Annotated in this window: 11 protein-coding genes and 1 riboswitch; of the genes, 6 read left to right on the top strand and 5 right to left on the bottom strand. The window is 40.9% G+C overall.

Annotated elements, in window-relative coordinates; all coding sequences use genetic code 11:
- Positions 1-115 precede the first annotated feature (115 nt).
- Entirely contained in the window at positions 116-1,858 is a 1,743-nt protein-coding gene (locus IQ230_RS08775) for an ABC transporter ATP-binding protein (RefSeq protein WP_193931636.1), read from the top strand.
- 186 nt (positions 1,859-2,044) lie between these two features.
- Here IQ230_RS08775 and crtD read toward each other — a convergent pair whose 3' ends face one another.
- Entirely contained in the window at positions 2,045-3,547 is a 1,503-nt protein-coding gene (gene crtD, locus IQ230_RS08770) for a C-3',4' desaturase CrtD (protein WP_193931635.1), read from the bottom strand.
- 149 nt (positions 3,548-3,696) lie between these two features.
- Positions 3,697-3,837: riboswitch (cobalamin riboswitch) on the top strand.
- A 346-nt stretch (positions 3,838-4,183) separates the two neighbouring features.
- On the opposite strand from crtD, the gene IQ230_RS08765 reads away from it, so the two are divergent.
- Genes IQ230_RS08765 through IQ230_RS08755 form a run of 3 tightly spaced genes read left to right on the top strand, consistent with a single transcriptional unit; the run spans position 4,184 to position 5,943 of the window.
- A complete protein-coding gene (locus IQ230_RS08765; RefSeq protein ID WP_228054700.1) occupies positions 4,184-4,582 on the top strand; it encodes a DUF1636 domain-containing protein in 399 nt (132 codons plus the stop codon).
- Positions 4,583-4,617: 35 nt separating this feature from the next.
- Positions 4,618-5,058: a hypothetical protein gene (locus IQ230_RS08760; protein WP_193931634.1), complete on the top strand. Its 441-nt coding sequence runs from the start codon at positions 4,618-4,620 to the stop codon at positions 5,056-5,058.
- A gap of 18 nt (positions 5,059-5,076) precedes the next feature.
- Positions 5,077-5,943, top strand: a complete 867-nt coding sequence (locus IQ230_RS08755; RefSeq protein ID WP_193931633.1) for a methyltransferase domain-containing protein — start codon at positions 5,077-5,079, stop codon at positions 5,941-5,943.
- Between the two features lie 25 nt (positions 5,944-5,968).
- Here the strand turns inward: IQ230_RS08755 and IQ230_RS08750 are convergent, their stop codons facing one another.
- Both IQ230_RS08750 and fmdA read right to left on the bottom strand, forming a co-directional pair.
- The gene (locus IQ230_RS08750) at positions 5,969-6,235 is read right to left on the bottom strand and encodes an FmdB family zinc ribbon protein (RefSeq protein WP_193931632.1); all 267 of its coding nucleotides are present in this window, start codon (positions 6,233-6,235) and stop codon (positions 5,969-5,971) included.
- Between the two features lie 30 nt (positions 6,236-6,265).
- Positions 6,266-7,501 carry a formamidase gene (gene fmdA, locus IQ230_RS08745; RefSeq protein WP_322742347.1) on the bottom strand — a complete coding sequence of 412 codons (1,236 nt, stop codon included), beginning with the start codon at positions 7,499-7,501 and terminating at the stop codon, positions 6,266-6,268.
- Positions 7,502-7,784: 283 nt separating this feature from the next.
- Here fmdA and IQ230_RS08740 point away from each other — a divergent pair, with 283 nt between their 5' ends.
- Complete coding sequence (locus tag IQ230_RS08740; RefSeq protein WP_193931631.1) at positions 7,785-13,412, top strand: PAS domain S-box protein; 5,628 nt, start codon at positions 7,785-7,787, stop codon at positions 13,410-13,412.
- Positions 13,413-13,487: 75 nt separating this feature from the next.
- On the opposite strand, the gene IQ230_RS08735 is transcribed toward IQ230_RS08740, so the two are convergent.
- Complete coding sequence (locus IQ230_RS08735) at positions 13,488-13,931, bottom strand: ATP-binding protein (RefSeq protein WP_193931630.1); 444 nt, start codon at positions 13,929-13,931, stop codon at positions 13,488-13,490.
- A gap of 257 nt (positions 13,932-14,188) precedes the next feature.
- Between IQ230_RS08735 and IQ230_RS08730 the strand changes: the two genes are divergently transcribed.
- The gene (locus tag IQ230_RS08730) at positions 14,189-15,382 is read left to right on the top strand and encodes a PP2C family protein-serine/threonine phosphatase (protein ID WP_193931629.1); all 1,194 of its coding nucleotides are present in this window, start codon (positions 14,189-14,191) and stop codon (positions 15,380-15,382) included.
- 2 nt (positions 15,383-15,384) lie between these two features.
- Here IQ230_RS08730 and IQ230_RS27875 read toward each other — a convergent pair whose 3' ends face one another.
- Complete coding sequence (locus tag IQ230_RS27875; protein WP_193931628.1) at positions 15,385-15,630, bottom strand: STAS domain-containing protein; 246 nt, start codon at positions 15,628-15,630, stop codon at positions 15,385-15,387.
- Positions 15,631-15,729 lie beyond the last annotated feature (99 nt).

Raw genomic sequence — 15,729 nt, 5'->3', positions numbered from 1 at the left:
TTTATCTGCTATTTCAACTCAAAACTCAAAACTCTCAACTCTGTTTCTCCAACTCAAAACTCAAAACTCTCAAACTGCTCGCATTGCATAATAAAAGTGTGATACACAACAGTTTATGCAATCTCTTAACCGCGTTTTAGGAAGTCTCAAACCTTACTGGCTGATTGCCACAGGTGCGTTGGTTAGCTTGTTACTACTAACAGCTGCGAATGCGATTACTCCACAATTATTCCGCTGGGGTATTGATGACGGTATTGCCCGCTTTGACTATCAAGTGATTTTTAAAGTTGCTGGCGCAATGGTTTTAGTGGCGATCGGACGGGGTTTGTTTAATTTTGGACAGACTTTTTTGGCAGAAAAGGTGTCTCAAGGCGTCGCCTACGACTTACGCAACAGAATTTTTAGAAAGATTCAAAATCTCAGTTTTAGTTATCACGATCAAGCACAAACTTCGCAGTTATTAACGCGCATCACGAGTGATGTCGAGCAAATTCGCACGTTCGTGGGCACAAGCTTGATTCAGGTCGTTGGTGCTATTGTAACTTTAGTGACCATCGCAACAATTCTCATTTTGATGAATTGGCAACTAGCGTTGATTACCTTGGGCTTAGTTCCGATCGCTGCACTGATACTGGCGCGGTTTCTCAGAAAAAATCAAAAGCTGTTTGGTCAAGTGCAAGAACGACTGGGAGACCTTAACGCAATCTTACAAGAAAATATCTTTGGTGTTCGTGTTGTCAAAGCCTTTGTCCGCGAACCTGTAGAAATGACACGCTACACACAGTTGAACAACGAATTGATCAAAGTAAGTATGCGGACGATCGCAGCAATTCGCAATGCGTTTCCGTGGATCTTTTTACTCAGTAACCTGATTACAGTTGTTGTTGTTGGTGTGGGTGGAATTCAAGTCATTGGTGGTACATTCTCGATTGGGGAATTAGTCGCGTTTAACTCCTACCTATTATTTATTCTCCAACCTATTTTACTAATTGGTTTTGCTGCTCCAGCGATCGCCCAAGCCGCTGCTTCCGCCGAACGAGTTTATGAAGTTGTTGATGCAGAAATTGAAATTCGCGATCGCCCTGGTGCTGTACCGTTTGAAAAATGTGGGGGTCGTATTACCTTTGAAAATGTTCATTTCCGCTATCCAGGAGCGACAACAGAGGCTCTTAAAGGTATTTCTTTTGAAACCAAATCTCAAGAATTAATTGCCATCCTTGGCATGACTGGTTCGGGTAAAAGTACGATCATGAATTTGATTCCCCGTTTCTACGATGTCACCGCAGGTGCAGTCAGAATTGATGGACGTGATGTTCGCGATTTTTCTTTAGAAAGTTTGCGATCGCACATCGGCATTGTCTTTCAAGAAACAACACTCTTTTCTGGTACGCTCCGCGATAACATTGCCTATGCTGCACCTGATGCTCCCCTAGAAAAAGTGATCGATGTTGCTAAAACTGCCCAAATTCACGACTTTATCGCCAGTTTACCCGAAGGCTACGATACAAGTGTCGGCGAACGAGGTGTGGGGCTATCGGGAGGACAAAAACAAAGAATTGCGATCGCGCGCACTCTCCTGACCAATTACCGGATTTTAATTCTCGATGACAGTACCTCAGCAGTTGATGCAAAAACTGCTGCTGATATTCAAGATGCTTTAGATGACTTAATGCGACGCAAGACTTGCACGTCGTTTGTCATTGCCCAAAGAATCAGCACAATCCGCAACGCAGACCGCATTTTACTGATGGATAAAGGACATTTGGTCGCCCAGGGAACTCATGAGGATTTGATGCGTACCAGTAACCTTTATGGGTCAATTCTAGAATCACAAATGAAGCAACCAACAACAGCCTAATGAAGGGTGAGGAGTGATTAGTGGCGCTTTGGCTAGTTTTGAGACCTCAAGAGTTTTGAATTTTTAGTTTTGAGTTTTGGAAAGCGAAGAAAGGTGCCGGAGGCATTCATTAAAAGAATTGTCTCAACACTTCACGACTCAACACTCACAACTGAGAACTCATAAATCCTCTAACCTCTGACTCCTTCACCCAATTTGCCTGACTACTGTTAATGCAGAGTAACTGACACCTGCAGTTCCCTCCCCTGGATGTGTTGAATCACCGACTAACCATAAATGCTGGATTGGAGTTCGATTTGCAAAGCCAAAAGGACCAAAAGTTGGTATTCGTTGACCAATACCGCCTACAATACCTCGATCTCTTGCTGTGTATCGGGCAAAGGTGCGGGGTGTTGCTGCTTCTACATGAATAATCGTTTCTGATGTTAAATCAAAGAATTGACTCAGTTTAGTAATTGCCTCTTGGGTATACTTCGCTTTCATTGCTTCATAATCATGACAACGCCACCAAGGTAACGGATCGACAAACGAAGAAGCGATAATTGTTCTTTTACCTACAGGGGCACGACCATCGCCTGGACGACTAACAGATACAAACAGTGAATTATTATCTCCAATGGGACCATCGGCATCATACATAAATTGCAGATGCGGCGGACATTCAGCAGGAATCGCACTTTCTTCTACACCCAAGTAAATGACAAATGCACCTGACGATTGCGGTAATTTGTCTACTCGTTTGTTGTAACCATTTGGGGCATTTTCGCCCAATAATTGCATTAGGTTCTGTACAGTGACGTTAGCAACAACATGGTCGGTTACTTCTGTCCAAGTTTCACCTTTTTGATTGCGAATGACGACAGCAGTTGCCTTGTTGTTTTGTACTTGAATATGTTCTACAGTATGACGCATCAGGAGTTTACCGCCATCTCTTTCTAAAGCAGTTACGAGGCGATCGCTCAACACCTGCATACTACCTTCCAAATGATACAAACCCTGTGGTAGCTGCGATACACTCAACGCAGTCGCGGCATAAAGTAACGCGGTTTCTTCTGCATCCACCTGCGAGTAAAGCTTCAATTGCAAGTCTAAAAATGTTCTCAAGCGATCGTCATTTCCTAAGCCATAAGCCCGCAACGCATCGCCGACTGTCATCAAAGTAAACGGCAAAGTAATTAAAGTTCCAAGACGTACCGCCGTTGTCAGTTGCCATAAATCCCAAAGATTGCGCGGTGGTAACACTGGATCGCGTCCTTGAAATGCCCAGCTTGCTTTAAATAAAGTTGCGATTAATTGCCAAAACGGTTCGCTACCAGGAAATTGTCTCTGCCGTTCTGCTTGCCACTTTTGGGCGTTGCGCCAGACGTTAATTGGTTGTGCTTCACCTGGAAGATACACCGCACACGCTGGATCGCAAGGAGTTGCGCGTGGTAGATCAATTTCTAATTCAGAAAAGATGCGATGATGAATTCCTCCAGGTTCGAGTCCTGCTACTTGTGTTGCACCTACATCAAAAGTAAAACCTTTGCGCTTGAATGTAGAAGCACACCCTCCTGGAACTAAAGCTTGATCCACAACTAACACTTGATAGCCTCGATGTGCTAGCAATGCACCTGCGGTAAGTCCACCAATTCCAGCACCAATAATAACGATCCGAGATTTGCTACTGCCTTTCTGACGGCTTGGCATAGGTTAAGCAAAAGTAATAACTTACATTATTTTAATATTAAGTTATGTTAATAAGCTTAGTTTTTCGCTCATAAAGTTTGCTGCAGACTAGAATGCATTATTTCTTAGTGAGATTGCCCAAACTGTGAACTATAAATCATGCTATTATGAGGCAATCAATAATTCGGTTCTGGTGGGGGTCAGCCATCAGAGGTAACGGGGAAAGCTCGGTGTAAATCCGGCATTGTCCCGCAGCTGTGAAGAGATTTATGTCTCAAAGTCAGAATGCCCGCCGAAAAAAACTCTATCTATCTGCGAGGTACAGATAATTTTTAGCATAAGAATTTATCCAGTCTGCTTGAGAATATACTATCAACAAGAAGCTACGAACTACCGACCAAACAGCAATTGTTTGTTAATACTTAATTAATTGCAAGTGTCGAATCATTCAGTTTAACTAAAGTGACTGAATCAAAGTGCGTATCTTGAAGACACGCTACTAATTTAATTGTGGAGTTTAGCTGAAAAAGTGCTTATTTTTCTGATACAGCCGTAGTTTATGCTAACGTGCGATCGCATGAAACAAACAGTCGCAACACAACTACGATGAGTTGTCATGTCTGCGCTGCAAACTTCATTCTATATCTTTCAAAATCAATGAACAAACATACTTTATTTATCTGCACGACCTGTGCCAGCGTGTGGCAAGATGGCAATCGCGTTGGTGAGAGTGGGGGACAACAATTATTACAACAACTTCAGGAATTAGCACAAACTTGGGCATTGCAGAATAAATTTTCCATTCAAGCCGTAGAATGTATGAGTGCTTGCAATCGTGCTTGTGTTATTGCCTTTGCCGCCGAAGGAAAGTTAACCTATCTTTTTGGAGATTTACCAAAAGAGGGAAGTGCACCAGCAATCCTCGAATGTGCAACTCAATATTACACTAAATCTGATGGTTCTCTGCCTTGGTCGGAACGACCAGAACCCCTAAAAAAGAGTATCTTAGCAAAGATTCCACCCCTAAATATTGCTGCTAGTTCTAGTAGGAATTAACAAACAACGATTATGACTGCACAGTGAGGAAGCAAGTGCGATTATCTGATAGTGTCTGGCAAGGCAATTTTGGCTACTGGCAAAATAACTTTATTCATAATAATTTGCTAGTAATAGGTTATACAGCATGGCAGGGGTTTCACTCATTTGGGCGAGGAGTTGTCATTTGTGATGTGGACACCTCCGTTACTTACTCTACAATGACAAATCTTGATACAATTCCCTTCACACTTCAATTTATGCCTTCTAATCTGATTGAGTTTTACTTGCGATCGCAATCTACTAGTTCATCAATAATTGCTTCCATTCTTCCCGCAGTTGCAACATACAATCCCTATCAAGACATTGTTTTGATGCTAAAAGCTCATCCTCAAATTGAGGTCAATTTCTTACATCAGCTAAAGATTGCTCCACTCAATTGTTACGAACAAGTGTGCAAACGATGGGAAGAATTTCAACCAAGCCTAATCACCTAAAACTTACTGTGTGCCTTAATGACTAAGCCAAAAGCAACTAATATTCCCAAACCAACTCGCTACCAAAATGCAGCGATAGATTATTATATGGGACTCACAAATTCCTCCTATCTTCATTATGGGTATTGGGAACCACTACCGGAAAAAGGTGAGGAATTGACTTTAACTCGCCTGCGTGCAGCGCAAGAAGCCTATGCAGCGAAGCTTTTGACTTTCATTCCAGAGGAGACAAAAACTGTCCTCGACGTAGGTTGTGGTATCGGTGGTAACGCAACATATTTGTGCGATCGCGGTTTTATTGTCGAGGGATTAGCACCCGATGCACTTCAACAAGAAAGGTTTATCAAAAATACTAACGGTCAAGTACTTTTCTATTTAACAAGATTTGAAGATTTTCACACATCACACCCCTACGATCTACTTTTGTTCAGTGAAAGTAGCCAATATATTGCTGTTGAAGATTTAGCTCAAGGTGCGGTTCGTTTACTAAGTAATGATGGCTACCTGTTGCTTGCAGATATGATGCGTTCTGATGCGGAATATCGAGAGGGCATTTTTTCTAATTGTCATGTCGCTAGTGAACTTCACGCGGCTTTGATCCAAGCTGGATTTAAGTTAATCAAGTCTGAGGACATCTCAACTCAAGTTGCGCCAACAATTGACTTATGTATTGATAACTTCCGTACTTTTGGGCTGACTACTGTTAAATATATTGCTGATGTAGTGGCGATCGCAGTTCCGCCGTTACATGCACTGGGGCGTTGGGCGTCTAAACGTTGGTTAGAAAAGCCGATTGTTGAAGGGTTAGCAGCACGCACAATTTTTGAGCGCCATCTGTGTTATAAAATTCAACTTTGGCAGTTATCAATTCATCAAGTTACCTAACATCACAATACTTTTTTGACTTATGCTAATGACCAATCATCCAAGGACGCCCTTGGTGCTGGTTGCGATCGTGGGAGTGTGCGTGTGATTGACGCTGTTGAACTTTTGGTTCAGCACTTTGTTCAATTCGGCGACTCAAAGCCGAAGGTGTAAAAATTAAACCAGCGACTGAGTAGATTCTTTTTGCTAGAGTATCGCAACTTGGACACAACATCGGTTCGCTAGCTTGTGCCATACTCCGCCATGCATCAAAAGACCCACAGGTATTGCAACGGAATTCGTATAACGGCATGAATTCTTCTCTTTTGCTAATTGCTAACAGTTATGACGGCAAAACATTTCTTTCAAAAATTGCGGTAGGAATGGCGATCGTGCAGCAAGCGTTGGGAATATCAACAATCCCGCTAATTCTTCCTTCAACGGGTGCAGAACCTAAAAGTAAATAAATTTGCTCGCCAGTGTAGCCAAATTTCTTAAAATACTCAATCGCATTCAAACAAGCACGACGATAGGCAACATGGGCGTCAAGATAATACTGTTCGCCAGAAAATTCGTCAACAGAAATTCCTTCAAAGACTAAATACTCAGAATACCTTGGTTCAACTGGACCTGGTTTGAATATAGGATTTGTGAGTCCATATTTGGCAACACCACCTTTGATTAAATCAACATGAAGATCGAGATATCCTGCCATTTCAATCGCACCACAGAAGGTAATTTCTCCGTCTCCTTGCGAAAAGTGAATATCTCCCATCGAGAGTTTCGCACCCTCGACGTATACAGGGAAATAAATCCGCGAACCTTTTGATAAATTCTTGATATCGCAGTTACCGCCATGTTCGCGAGGTGGTACAGTTCTAGCAGCCTCTTGGGCAACGCGATCGTATTCTGCGCCTGTGAGGGAACCTAAAATTGCATTTTTCGGATTGGGTAGATTTGCTAACGGTGGAACTCGATTAGGATTTGTTGCCACTAAATCAGCTTCGCGTTTATTCCATTGTGCCAGTAATTCTGCTGAAGGGGCACATCCGATTAAACCAGGGTGGGGAATTCCTGCAAATTTGACATCGGGGATGTGGCGCGATCGCGTATAAATTCCTTGAATATCCCAAATCGCTTTTTGGGCGGTAGGAAAGTGTTCTGTTAAGAAACCACCGCCATTTTCTCTAGCGAAGATTCCTGTAAAACCCCATTCGTAATCAGGTAATGTTCCTACATCAAGCAAGTCAACGACGAGGATATCTCCAGGTTCCGCACCATTTACCCAAATAGGTCCACTCAAAACGTGAACCATACTTAAATCAACATCACGCACATCATTGGGGCTATCGTTGTTACTAATCTGTCCATCTGTCCAATCTTTACATTCGATCCGAAATACCGATCCTGGATTAACAGACACAATGGCAGGAATGTCAGGATGCCAGCGATTATGACCTACCAAGTCTTGTTCAGTAAATGGTTTATTTAGGTCAACTTTGAAGAGAACTTCTGGCATAGCATCCTCCACCACATACCGATGAAAACGTGATGGAGATAATACTGATGCAATTGACACTTGTAAACCGTAGCGTTAGTTACCAAGTACCAATAATCAAATTTTGGATTTGGGTGTGCGAAATCAACATTTATCAGGGAACTATAAATCTGAGTTCTTGTTTTTGCGTGCTAACCGTGGTGCTTACTTGTTTAAATTCGACTATATCTGCTGAGTGTACAGTGCAAATCCAGTACTACGTCCGAAGCTGTTATTCAATGCAGATTGAGAATCGATACTCAAACTTCTTTCATTTATTTCGATGTGACAAAAGAATTAGTTTGACGATCGCGAGTAAAGGTTCATGAAAGCACCACTACCTGATAACGAAGCCCAAAGAATTGAAGCACTTCTACAGTACAAAATTCTTGATACGCCTAACGAAGTTGCCTTTGATGAACTTACTCGCCTAGCTGCATATATTTGTGGAACTCCAATCGCCTTAGTCAGCCTAGTTGATACCAATCGGCAGTGGTTCAAGTCCAAGGTTGGGATAGAGGCGCTAGAAACACCACGAGACATTGCTTTTTGCGCTCATGCGATTCTGGAATCTGATGTTTTGGTCGTACCGGATACACTAGCCGATGAACGGTTTGCAAAAAATCCATATGTCACATCAAAACCTCCTGTCCGGTTTTATGCTGGTGTACCATTGATTAATCCTGAAGGATATGCCTTAGGAACACTCTGTGTAGTCGATCAAGTACCACGAAATCTTAGCCCTGAACAAGTAGAAGCACTTAGACTTCTCGGTCGCCAAGTTATCAAGCAACTTGAACTCCGGCGCAATTTAGCTACTTTACTACTGGTTCATACAGAAAAAACTCGTTCGCAGAAAACTCGCCAACAATTCTTTAAAAAAATTGCTGGAGGTTTCGGGTTGGCATCGTTATTATTAGTTTTGATTGGTACTGTTTCCTATCACAGCATCAGAGGACTTGTAGAAAGTAGCAACCAAGTTGCCAAAACTCAAGTTAAAATTTACACCCTAGAAGAATTACTCTCTTATGCAAAAGACGCTGAAACGGGTCAGCGAGGCTATATCCTGACAGGAGAAGAGGCTTATTTAGAGCCATATCATGCCGCAATACAAAACATACCTCAAAAACTTCAAGCACTTAAGCAACTAACAGCCGATCAACCTATTCAACAAGGGCAAATTTATCAAATTGAATCGTTAATTGGTACTAGACTCAATTTACTTAAATCAATTATTGACTTGCGAAAAAAACAAGGGTTTGAAGCTGCTTTACAGCTACTTTCAACCAATCAAGGCAAGTACCTCATGGATGTCATTCGTGAGAATATCTATGAAATAGAACAAGAGGCAAAAACACGACTACAGCAACAGTCAGCCGCCGAAAAAGCTAGTGTTCGCAACACCTTTGTTACACTAGCGATCGCTATTCTGATCATTTTTGTCATTCTGGCATATGTTTATTATTTAATTTATGACGAATTTACTCAACGCAAGCAGATCGAAGAGTCCCTCAAAAAAGAACGCAACTTTATTTCTGCAGTAGTTGATACGGCTAGCGCGTTAGTTTTTGTTCTGAATTCTCAAGGGCAAATTGTGCGGTTTAATACCTCCTGCGAACAGATCACAGGTTATTCCTTTGATGAAGTCAGAGATAGGTATTTCTGGAATTTATTTCTACTACCGGAAGAAGCAGAAGTAGTCAAAACTAACTTTACCGAACTCAAAGCTGATCAATTTCCCAAAGAGGAAGAAAGCTGCTGGAGAACAAAGAACGGTAATTACCGTTGGATTACTTGGTCAAAAAATGTGCTTGTGGATGACCAAAATGAAATTGAGTATATTGTAAACACTGGTATAGATATTACTGCACGTAAACGAGCCGAACAGCGATTAGTCACACAACATGCAATCACAAAAGTATTAGCAGAATCAGCAACACTGAGTATTGCTACTCCCAAAATTTTGCAAGCAGTTTGCGAAAGCTTAGAGTGGGAGTTTAGCGAACTGTGGAGTATTAATCCGCAAAATGTATTACATTGCGTACACACCTGGCATTTACCATTTGCTGCTGCTGAAGAATTTGAAGCGATCGCACAACAGACCACATTTACTCCTGGAGTTGGGCTACCTGGGCGTGTTTGGGCAAGTAGAGAACCACTTTGGATTGCTGACATTAGCCAAGATCCTGATTTTCACCGCACAGCAATTGCAACGAAAGTTGGATTACGCAGCGCTTTAGGTTTTCCCATTCACAGCGGTAATGAGAAACTGGGTGTCATCGTGTTCTTTAATCGCAAAAGTCAAGAACCCGACGCAGACTTGCTGCAAATGATGGCGGCGATTGGTAGCCAAATCGGTCAGTTTATCAAGCGTAAGCTGGCAGAGGAAACTTTGCAAAAAACAATGACGCTGCAACGCGCAATTTTAGACAGTGCCAACTACGCAATCATTTCTACTGATTTAGATGGTACGATTACAACTTTCAATCAGTGCGCGCGAAAATGGTTAAAGTACGCTCCAGCCGAAGTTATTGGTCAAACAACACCAATCATACTTCACGATATTTATGAAATTGCCCAAATAGTTGGCGAACCTCCTGAGTCAAGCAATGTCATGAGTTTGCTGTTTGATGAATTGGTGACAAGGGCACGCCACGGCGAAACTGAAGAACATAAATTATCTTACATTCGCAAAGATGGCAGTCGCTTTCCCGTTCTTTTGTCAGTTACACCATTGTGTGATTCTCAAAAAAATATTACTGGGTTTTTAACAATTGCTAGCGATATTACTGAACGCGAACAAGCTTTATCCGCACTGCGTGAAAGTGAAAATCGCTTCAAAACTTTTATGAACAATAGCCCAGTCATGGCGTTTATTAAGGATGCTAAAGGACGTCACATTTACATTAATGAACCAATGGAGCAGATGTTTGATGTAAAACTTGCTGATTTACAAGGTAAGGATGATGCTGCTTGGCTACCAGCAGAAACAGCAAAACAGTTGCGTGAAAACGATCTGGCAGTTCTAGCAACAGGTCAAACCATAGAGTTAATCGAGTGTGTTCCAACTCCTGATGGACGTGAGCGTTATTGGCTATCCTTTAAGTTTCCGATCAAAGATGCATCTGGACAACTCTTACTTGGTGGGGTAGCAATTGATATTACTGAACAAAAACAAGCAGAAGAAGAACTGCAACTGCAAACACAGCGATCGCAACTCTTCACTGAAATCACGCTCAAAATTCGTCAGTCGTTACAAATTGAAGACATTCTTCAAACTACCGTTACTGAAGTCCAAAATATTCTTCAAACTGACCGCGTTTTGATCTACCACGTCACACCTGATAGTATTGGCAGCATTGTTGCTGAAGCCGTTGTTCCTGGATTGCCTGCAATTCGCGGGCAACACCTCACTGATTCCTACTTCCAAGAAGAATATCACCAGCAGTATCGCCTCCAGCAATACCGTCAACTAAAAACACAAGACATTGCAAACATCGAAATCTTAGATGTTCAACCGCAACACATTGAAATACTCGAACAATTCGGTGTTAAAGCAAATTTAGTCGTTCCGATTCTCTTAAAAGAAGAATTGTGTGGCTTACTTATTGTTCATCAATGTTCCAATCTCAGGCAATGGAACCGCTTTGAAATTGATCTCCTCCGTCAACTTGCCGATCAAGTAGGTATTGCCTTAGTTCAAGCCCAGCTGCTTGAAGCTGAAACCCGTCAGCGTCAAGAACTCGAAGTTGCACATCACCAAGCCGAGTTAGCATCGCAAGCAAAAAGTTCCTTCCTGGCGAATATGAGTCATGAAATTCGCACTCCGATGAATGCAGTGTTAGGAATGACAGGTTTACTATTAGATACTTCTCTCACACCCGAACAGCGAGATTTTCTGAATATAATTCGCACAAGTGGAGATGCACTTCTATGCTTAATCAACGAGATTTTGGATCTATCAAAACTCGAAGCTGGAGAGATGGAGTTAGAAACTCTCAATTTTGATTTATCAACCTGTATCGACGAAGTATTAGAATTACTTGCTCCCCAAGCCCACACCAAGAACTTGGAAATTGCAGGACTTATCTACAGCAATGTTCCTACCTACCTCCAAGGAGATGCAGGAAGGCTGCGTCAAGTTTTGACTAACTTAATCAACAACGCCATCAAGTTTACTAGCACTGGAGAAGTTGTAGTACGGGCAGAATTGCAATCAGAATCTTCCAGCATTGCCATCATCCGCTTGACTGTTGCAGATACAGGGATTGGTATCAGCCTTGAAGATCAACACAAGCTTTTTGCACCATTTACTCAAGTCGATGCTTCGACGACTCGCAAGTATGGTGGTACTGGTTTGGGACTGGCAATCTGCAAGCAACTTGTCACTCTCATGGGCGGAGAGATTGGTATAGAAAGTCAATTGGGAATAGGTTCAAAGTTCTGGTTTGAAATTCCTTTTGTCAAACAACTCAACCCTACCCAACCAGGACGACTGAGTAATTTACGCAATCTGCGCTTGCTAGTTGTCGATGATAACGCAACCAATCGCAAAGTAGTTTACCATCAAGCGACGCGTTGGGGTATGCATGTTGATGAGGCTGATAGTGCTGCGGCTGCCCTGGAATGCATACAACAGGCTTACAAGCAGAACATACCTTATGATTTTGCTTTGGTTGACATGCAAATGCCCGAAATCGATGGCTTGATGTTAGGCGAACAAATTAAAGCAAATTCCCTACTGGCAGATTTACCGTTGATTATGCTCACTTCTACAAATCAACACGATGAAGTACAGCAGGCAAAAAAAATTGGATTTGCAGCTTACTTGGTTAAACCTGTCAAACCATCGCGGTTGCTTGACACAATGATGAACATTTTAAACAAAAGACTTGATATAACCAATATTGCAAATTCTTTCAACTCTCATCTTGCTACAACTGCTACTCATCACAATTATCCTGTAGCTGAACGTAACTCGCAGCAATTTCTCCAGCAACTCCGCAGCTTGAGTTATACCGCAGATATTGCTACAAATGGCAAAGAAGCTTTAGCTCTCCTCGAAAAAATTCCTTATAAATTACTCAATAAAGTAATGTCTTGCTTAGAAAACTACGTCGAGCCAAGTTCAAGTAGTCTAAGTCATAATCTCATCGTAAGTTCCCAGTTACCTCAGCGTGAATTATCAAATGGTACATCTAAACTCAAAATTCTACTTGCCGAAGACAATTTAGTTAATCAGAAAGTTGCTCTCAAACAACTTCAATCTTTGGGATATACCGCTGATGTTGCTGCCAATGGGCAGGAAGTTTTGGCACTCCTCGAAAAAATTCCCTATGACTTAATTTTAATGGATTGCCAAATGCCTATTCTCGATGGTATTGCAACAACGCAAGCAATTCGTCGTCAGTACACAGGTTTTGCTAATCAGCGTCAGCCCATCATTGTTGCCATGACTGCTAATGCGATGAAAGAAGACAAACAAATGTGTCTTGATGCTGGGATGAATGATTATCTTAGCAAGCCAGTCATAAAAGAAAAGTTAGCCGCGATCTTAGAGTACTGGAGTTGTCAATTAGACTCAGAAATAACTGTACAACTACCAAAAACTGATTCTTTTGATCTGATTGATTGGGAACAACTGCACCAACTTTCAGAAGGTAGCAAAGAATTTGAAATTGAACTATTGCAAATGTTTGTTGAAGATACTCAAGCCCGTTTAGAAGTATTGAAACTTGCGATCGCTTCTGCCAATTTTCTACAAGTAGAGCAACAAGCACATCATCTTAAAGGTGCGAGTGCTAACATTGGGGCAAAAACAATGCACGCATCTACTGTCATACTTGAACAAAAAGCTCGCGCCCAAAATTTGTCAGGAACGGATGAGTTATTAGCAGAGATTACCGCATCTCATATGCATATTCAAGCTTTCTTAAATAAACTATCAACTTAATTTGTACATAGTAATGGTCAATATAATTAGGAAATTAAATAAGCTCAGAACTATTGATAAAACTGACTTTTAATTCTAAATTCTGATCTCTGAATCCTGACCTCTACTATAGTATTTTTTTATATATAAACAATAGCGATCGCCTTCTGTACGCTTATAGCTGAGTTCATCCGCAAGCAATGACATAATTTTTAGCCCACGCCCTCTTTCACCCTCAATTTCTTCAATTTCAGGGGTTTCTTTTAGCTTCTGCTCTAAGTCAAAAGCTAAACCATATGACCAAATCAAGATTTCTATAAATTCGTTGCTTCTTATCGCTTCAAGTTCCACAGGAGTTTCTTGTGGTAGTCCTCTATGAGCATGTTCAACAATATTAATAAAGGCTTCTTGTAGCAATGTTTGACATTGCCACCAAATTACATTATTTAATGGAGGCTCATTTAACTGCTTAAACCACTCCATTACTTGAGATGAAGCAGTTAACTCAGTATTAACTTGAAAATTTATTTTGTGAATCAATTGTCAAATCCACTAAGTTTAATTAATATATAGACTATAGCAAACTATTTGTTGGTTTGAAGAATTTATTTCACTCAAAACTAACAAAACAACAATCAGTTAAAATAGTTAAGTAAGTAGCAATAAGATATTGAGTAAATTGTTATAAATATAAAAAATATATATTGTCTACTATCTTCTATGTGAACAGATTATCTGACAGCATACTCACACCCCAAAGCTCAAATTTTATGTAAGCAACACTTCTTAATTTTTAAATGGTTAAAATTCTCATTATTGATGACGATCCTACTATTCGGATGGTGCTGAAAAGAGCATTACAAAACCAAGGTTACACTGTTACAGTGGCTAGTAGTGGTGAAGAAGGAATTGCGCAAGCACAACAAATACATCCAGCATTAATTGTGTGCGATTGGATGATGTCTCCTATTAACGGACTTGACGTGTGTCGCTGCCTAAAAGCTAATTCAAAATTATCAACAACTTTCTTCATTCTACTAACTGCACGAGGAGAAGTTGAAGATCGAGTAATTGGGCTTGATGCTGGCGCTGATGATTTTCTTGCTAAACCAATTGATATTAATGAATTAAAAGCAAGAGTGAGAGCAGGATTGCGGTTATACCAACTCAATCAAGATTTACAACACCAAAAACAAGTACTAGAAGCTTTAAATCAAGATTTACAACACCAAAAACAACTTTTGGAAACAGAATTAGCCGACGCAGGTAGCTATGTGCGATCGCTTCTTCCTGCCCCACTCACAGGAACGGTAACAACTGAAACCTTATTTATTCCTTCAGCCCAACTCGGAGGCGATAGCTTTGACTACTACTGGATAGACGACGATCATTTAGTGCTTTATTTACTCGATGTATCGGGACACGGAGTCGGTTCAGCACTACTATCAGTCTCAGTACTTAATCTCTTGCGATCGCAATCTCTACCCAACACTAACTTTTGCCAACCCAGCGAAGTGCTCAAATCGCTCAACTATGCTTTTCAGATGAGCGAACATGACGATAAATACTTCACAATTTGGTATGGAGTTTACGATCGCTGTCGGCATCAAATTAGTTATGCTAGTGCTGGTCATCCACCAGCTATATTATTAGTAGGTGATACTACAACTCAAGTTCAACAATTAGGTTCTCCAGGTCTGCCAATCGGCTTTTTACCTGATGCTGATTTTGAGAACGAATCTGTATATCTTCAACAAAGAAGTACTTTATATATTTTTAGTGATGGCGCATACGAAATCTCTCAACCCAATGGTAGTATTTTGGGAAAAGAAGCTTTTGTGCAGTTGCTAGCTGACTCACACCAACAACATAATCATCTAAAGCAATTATTAAATTATCTTCAGAACTTGAACCAAGGTAGCAATTTTGAAGATGATTTATCTTTACTGAAAATTCAGTTTAACCTATCAGCATTAAATCCAGAATTATAATTTTATTGTAGATTAACAACTTCTTCTTGAAATTCTTGTAAGCTATTAAAAACTCGAAATATTTCATTCATCTTTGTCAAATCAAACAACATTTTAACTTGACCATGAATTGAGCAGAGAAACACTTTACTATTGGCTGTATGTACAACTCTTTGGATTGCAATCAATCCACCTAGTCCTGAGCTGTCTATTTGTTTAACGTTTTCAAAGTTAATTAATATACAGCCTATTGCAGTTTTATGAGGCACAGTAGCAACAGTGAGTAAACCAGTTTTTCAAATGCACGGGATTAATTAAATCGAGTGCAGTGGCAATGAGAAGATCAACCCTGAATGCAGTAGTTGGGG

Origin of the sequence: Gloeocapsopsis crepidinum LEGE 06123, assembly GCF_015207655.1 — a bacterium.
GTDB classification, from domain to species: Bacteria; Cyanobacteriota; Cyanobacteriia; order Cyanobacteriales; family Chroococcidiopsidaceae; genus Gloeocapsopsis; species Gloeocapsopsis crepidinum.
Note: the sequence above shows the minus strand (reverse complement) of the source record. Positions and strands in the feature narration are given on the sequence as shown.

What these genes read in the sequence shown, in the direction of transcription:
- IQ230_RS08775 (WP_193931636.1), top strand. Translation starts at nt 116, where the DNA reads ATGCAATCTCTTAACCGCGTTTTAGGAAGTCTCAAACCTTACTGGCTG.
- crtD (WP_193931635.1), bottom strand. Translation starts at nt 3,547, where the DNA reads ATGCCAAGCCGTCAGAAAGGCAGTAGCAAATCTCGGATCGTTATTATT.
- IQ230_RS08765 (WP_228054700.1), top strand. Translation starts at nt 4,184, where the DNA reads ATGAACAAACATACTTTATTTATCTGCACGACCTGTGCCAGCGTGTGG.
- IQ230_RS08755 (WP_193931633.1), top strand. Translation starts at nt 5,077, where the DNA reads ATGACTAAGCCAAAAGCAACTAATATTCCCAAACCAACTCGCTACCAA.
- IQ230_RS08750 (WP_193931632.1), bottom strand. Translation starts at nt 6,235, where the DNA reads ATGCCGTTATACGAATTCCGTTGCAATACCTGTGGGTCTTTTGATGCA.
- IQ230_RS08740 (WP_193931631.1), top strand. Translation starts at nt 7,785, where the DNA reads ATGAAAGCACCACTACCTGATAACGAAGCCCAAAGAATTGAAGCACTT.
- IQ230_RS08730 (WP_193931629.1), top strand. Translation starts at nt 14,189, where the DNA reads ATGGTTAAAATTCTCATTATTGATGACGATCCTACTATTCGGATGGTG.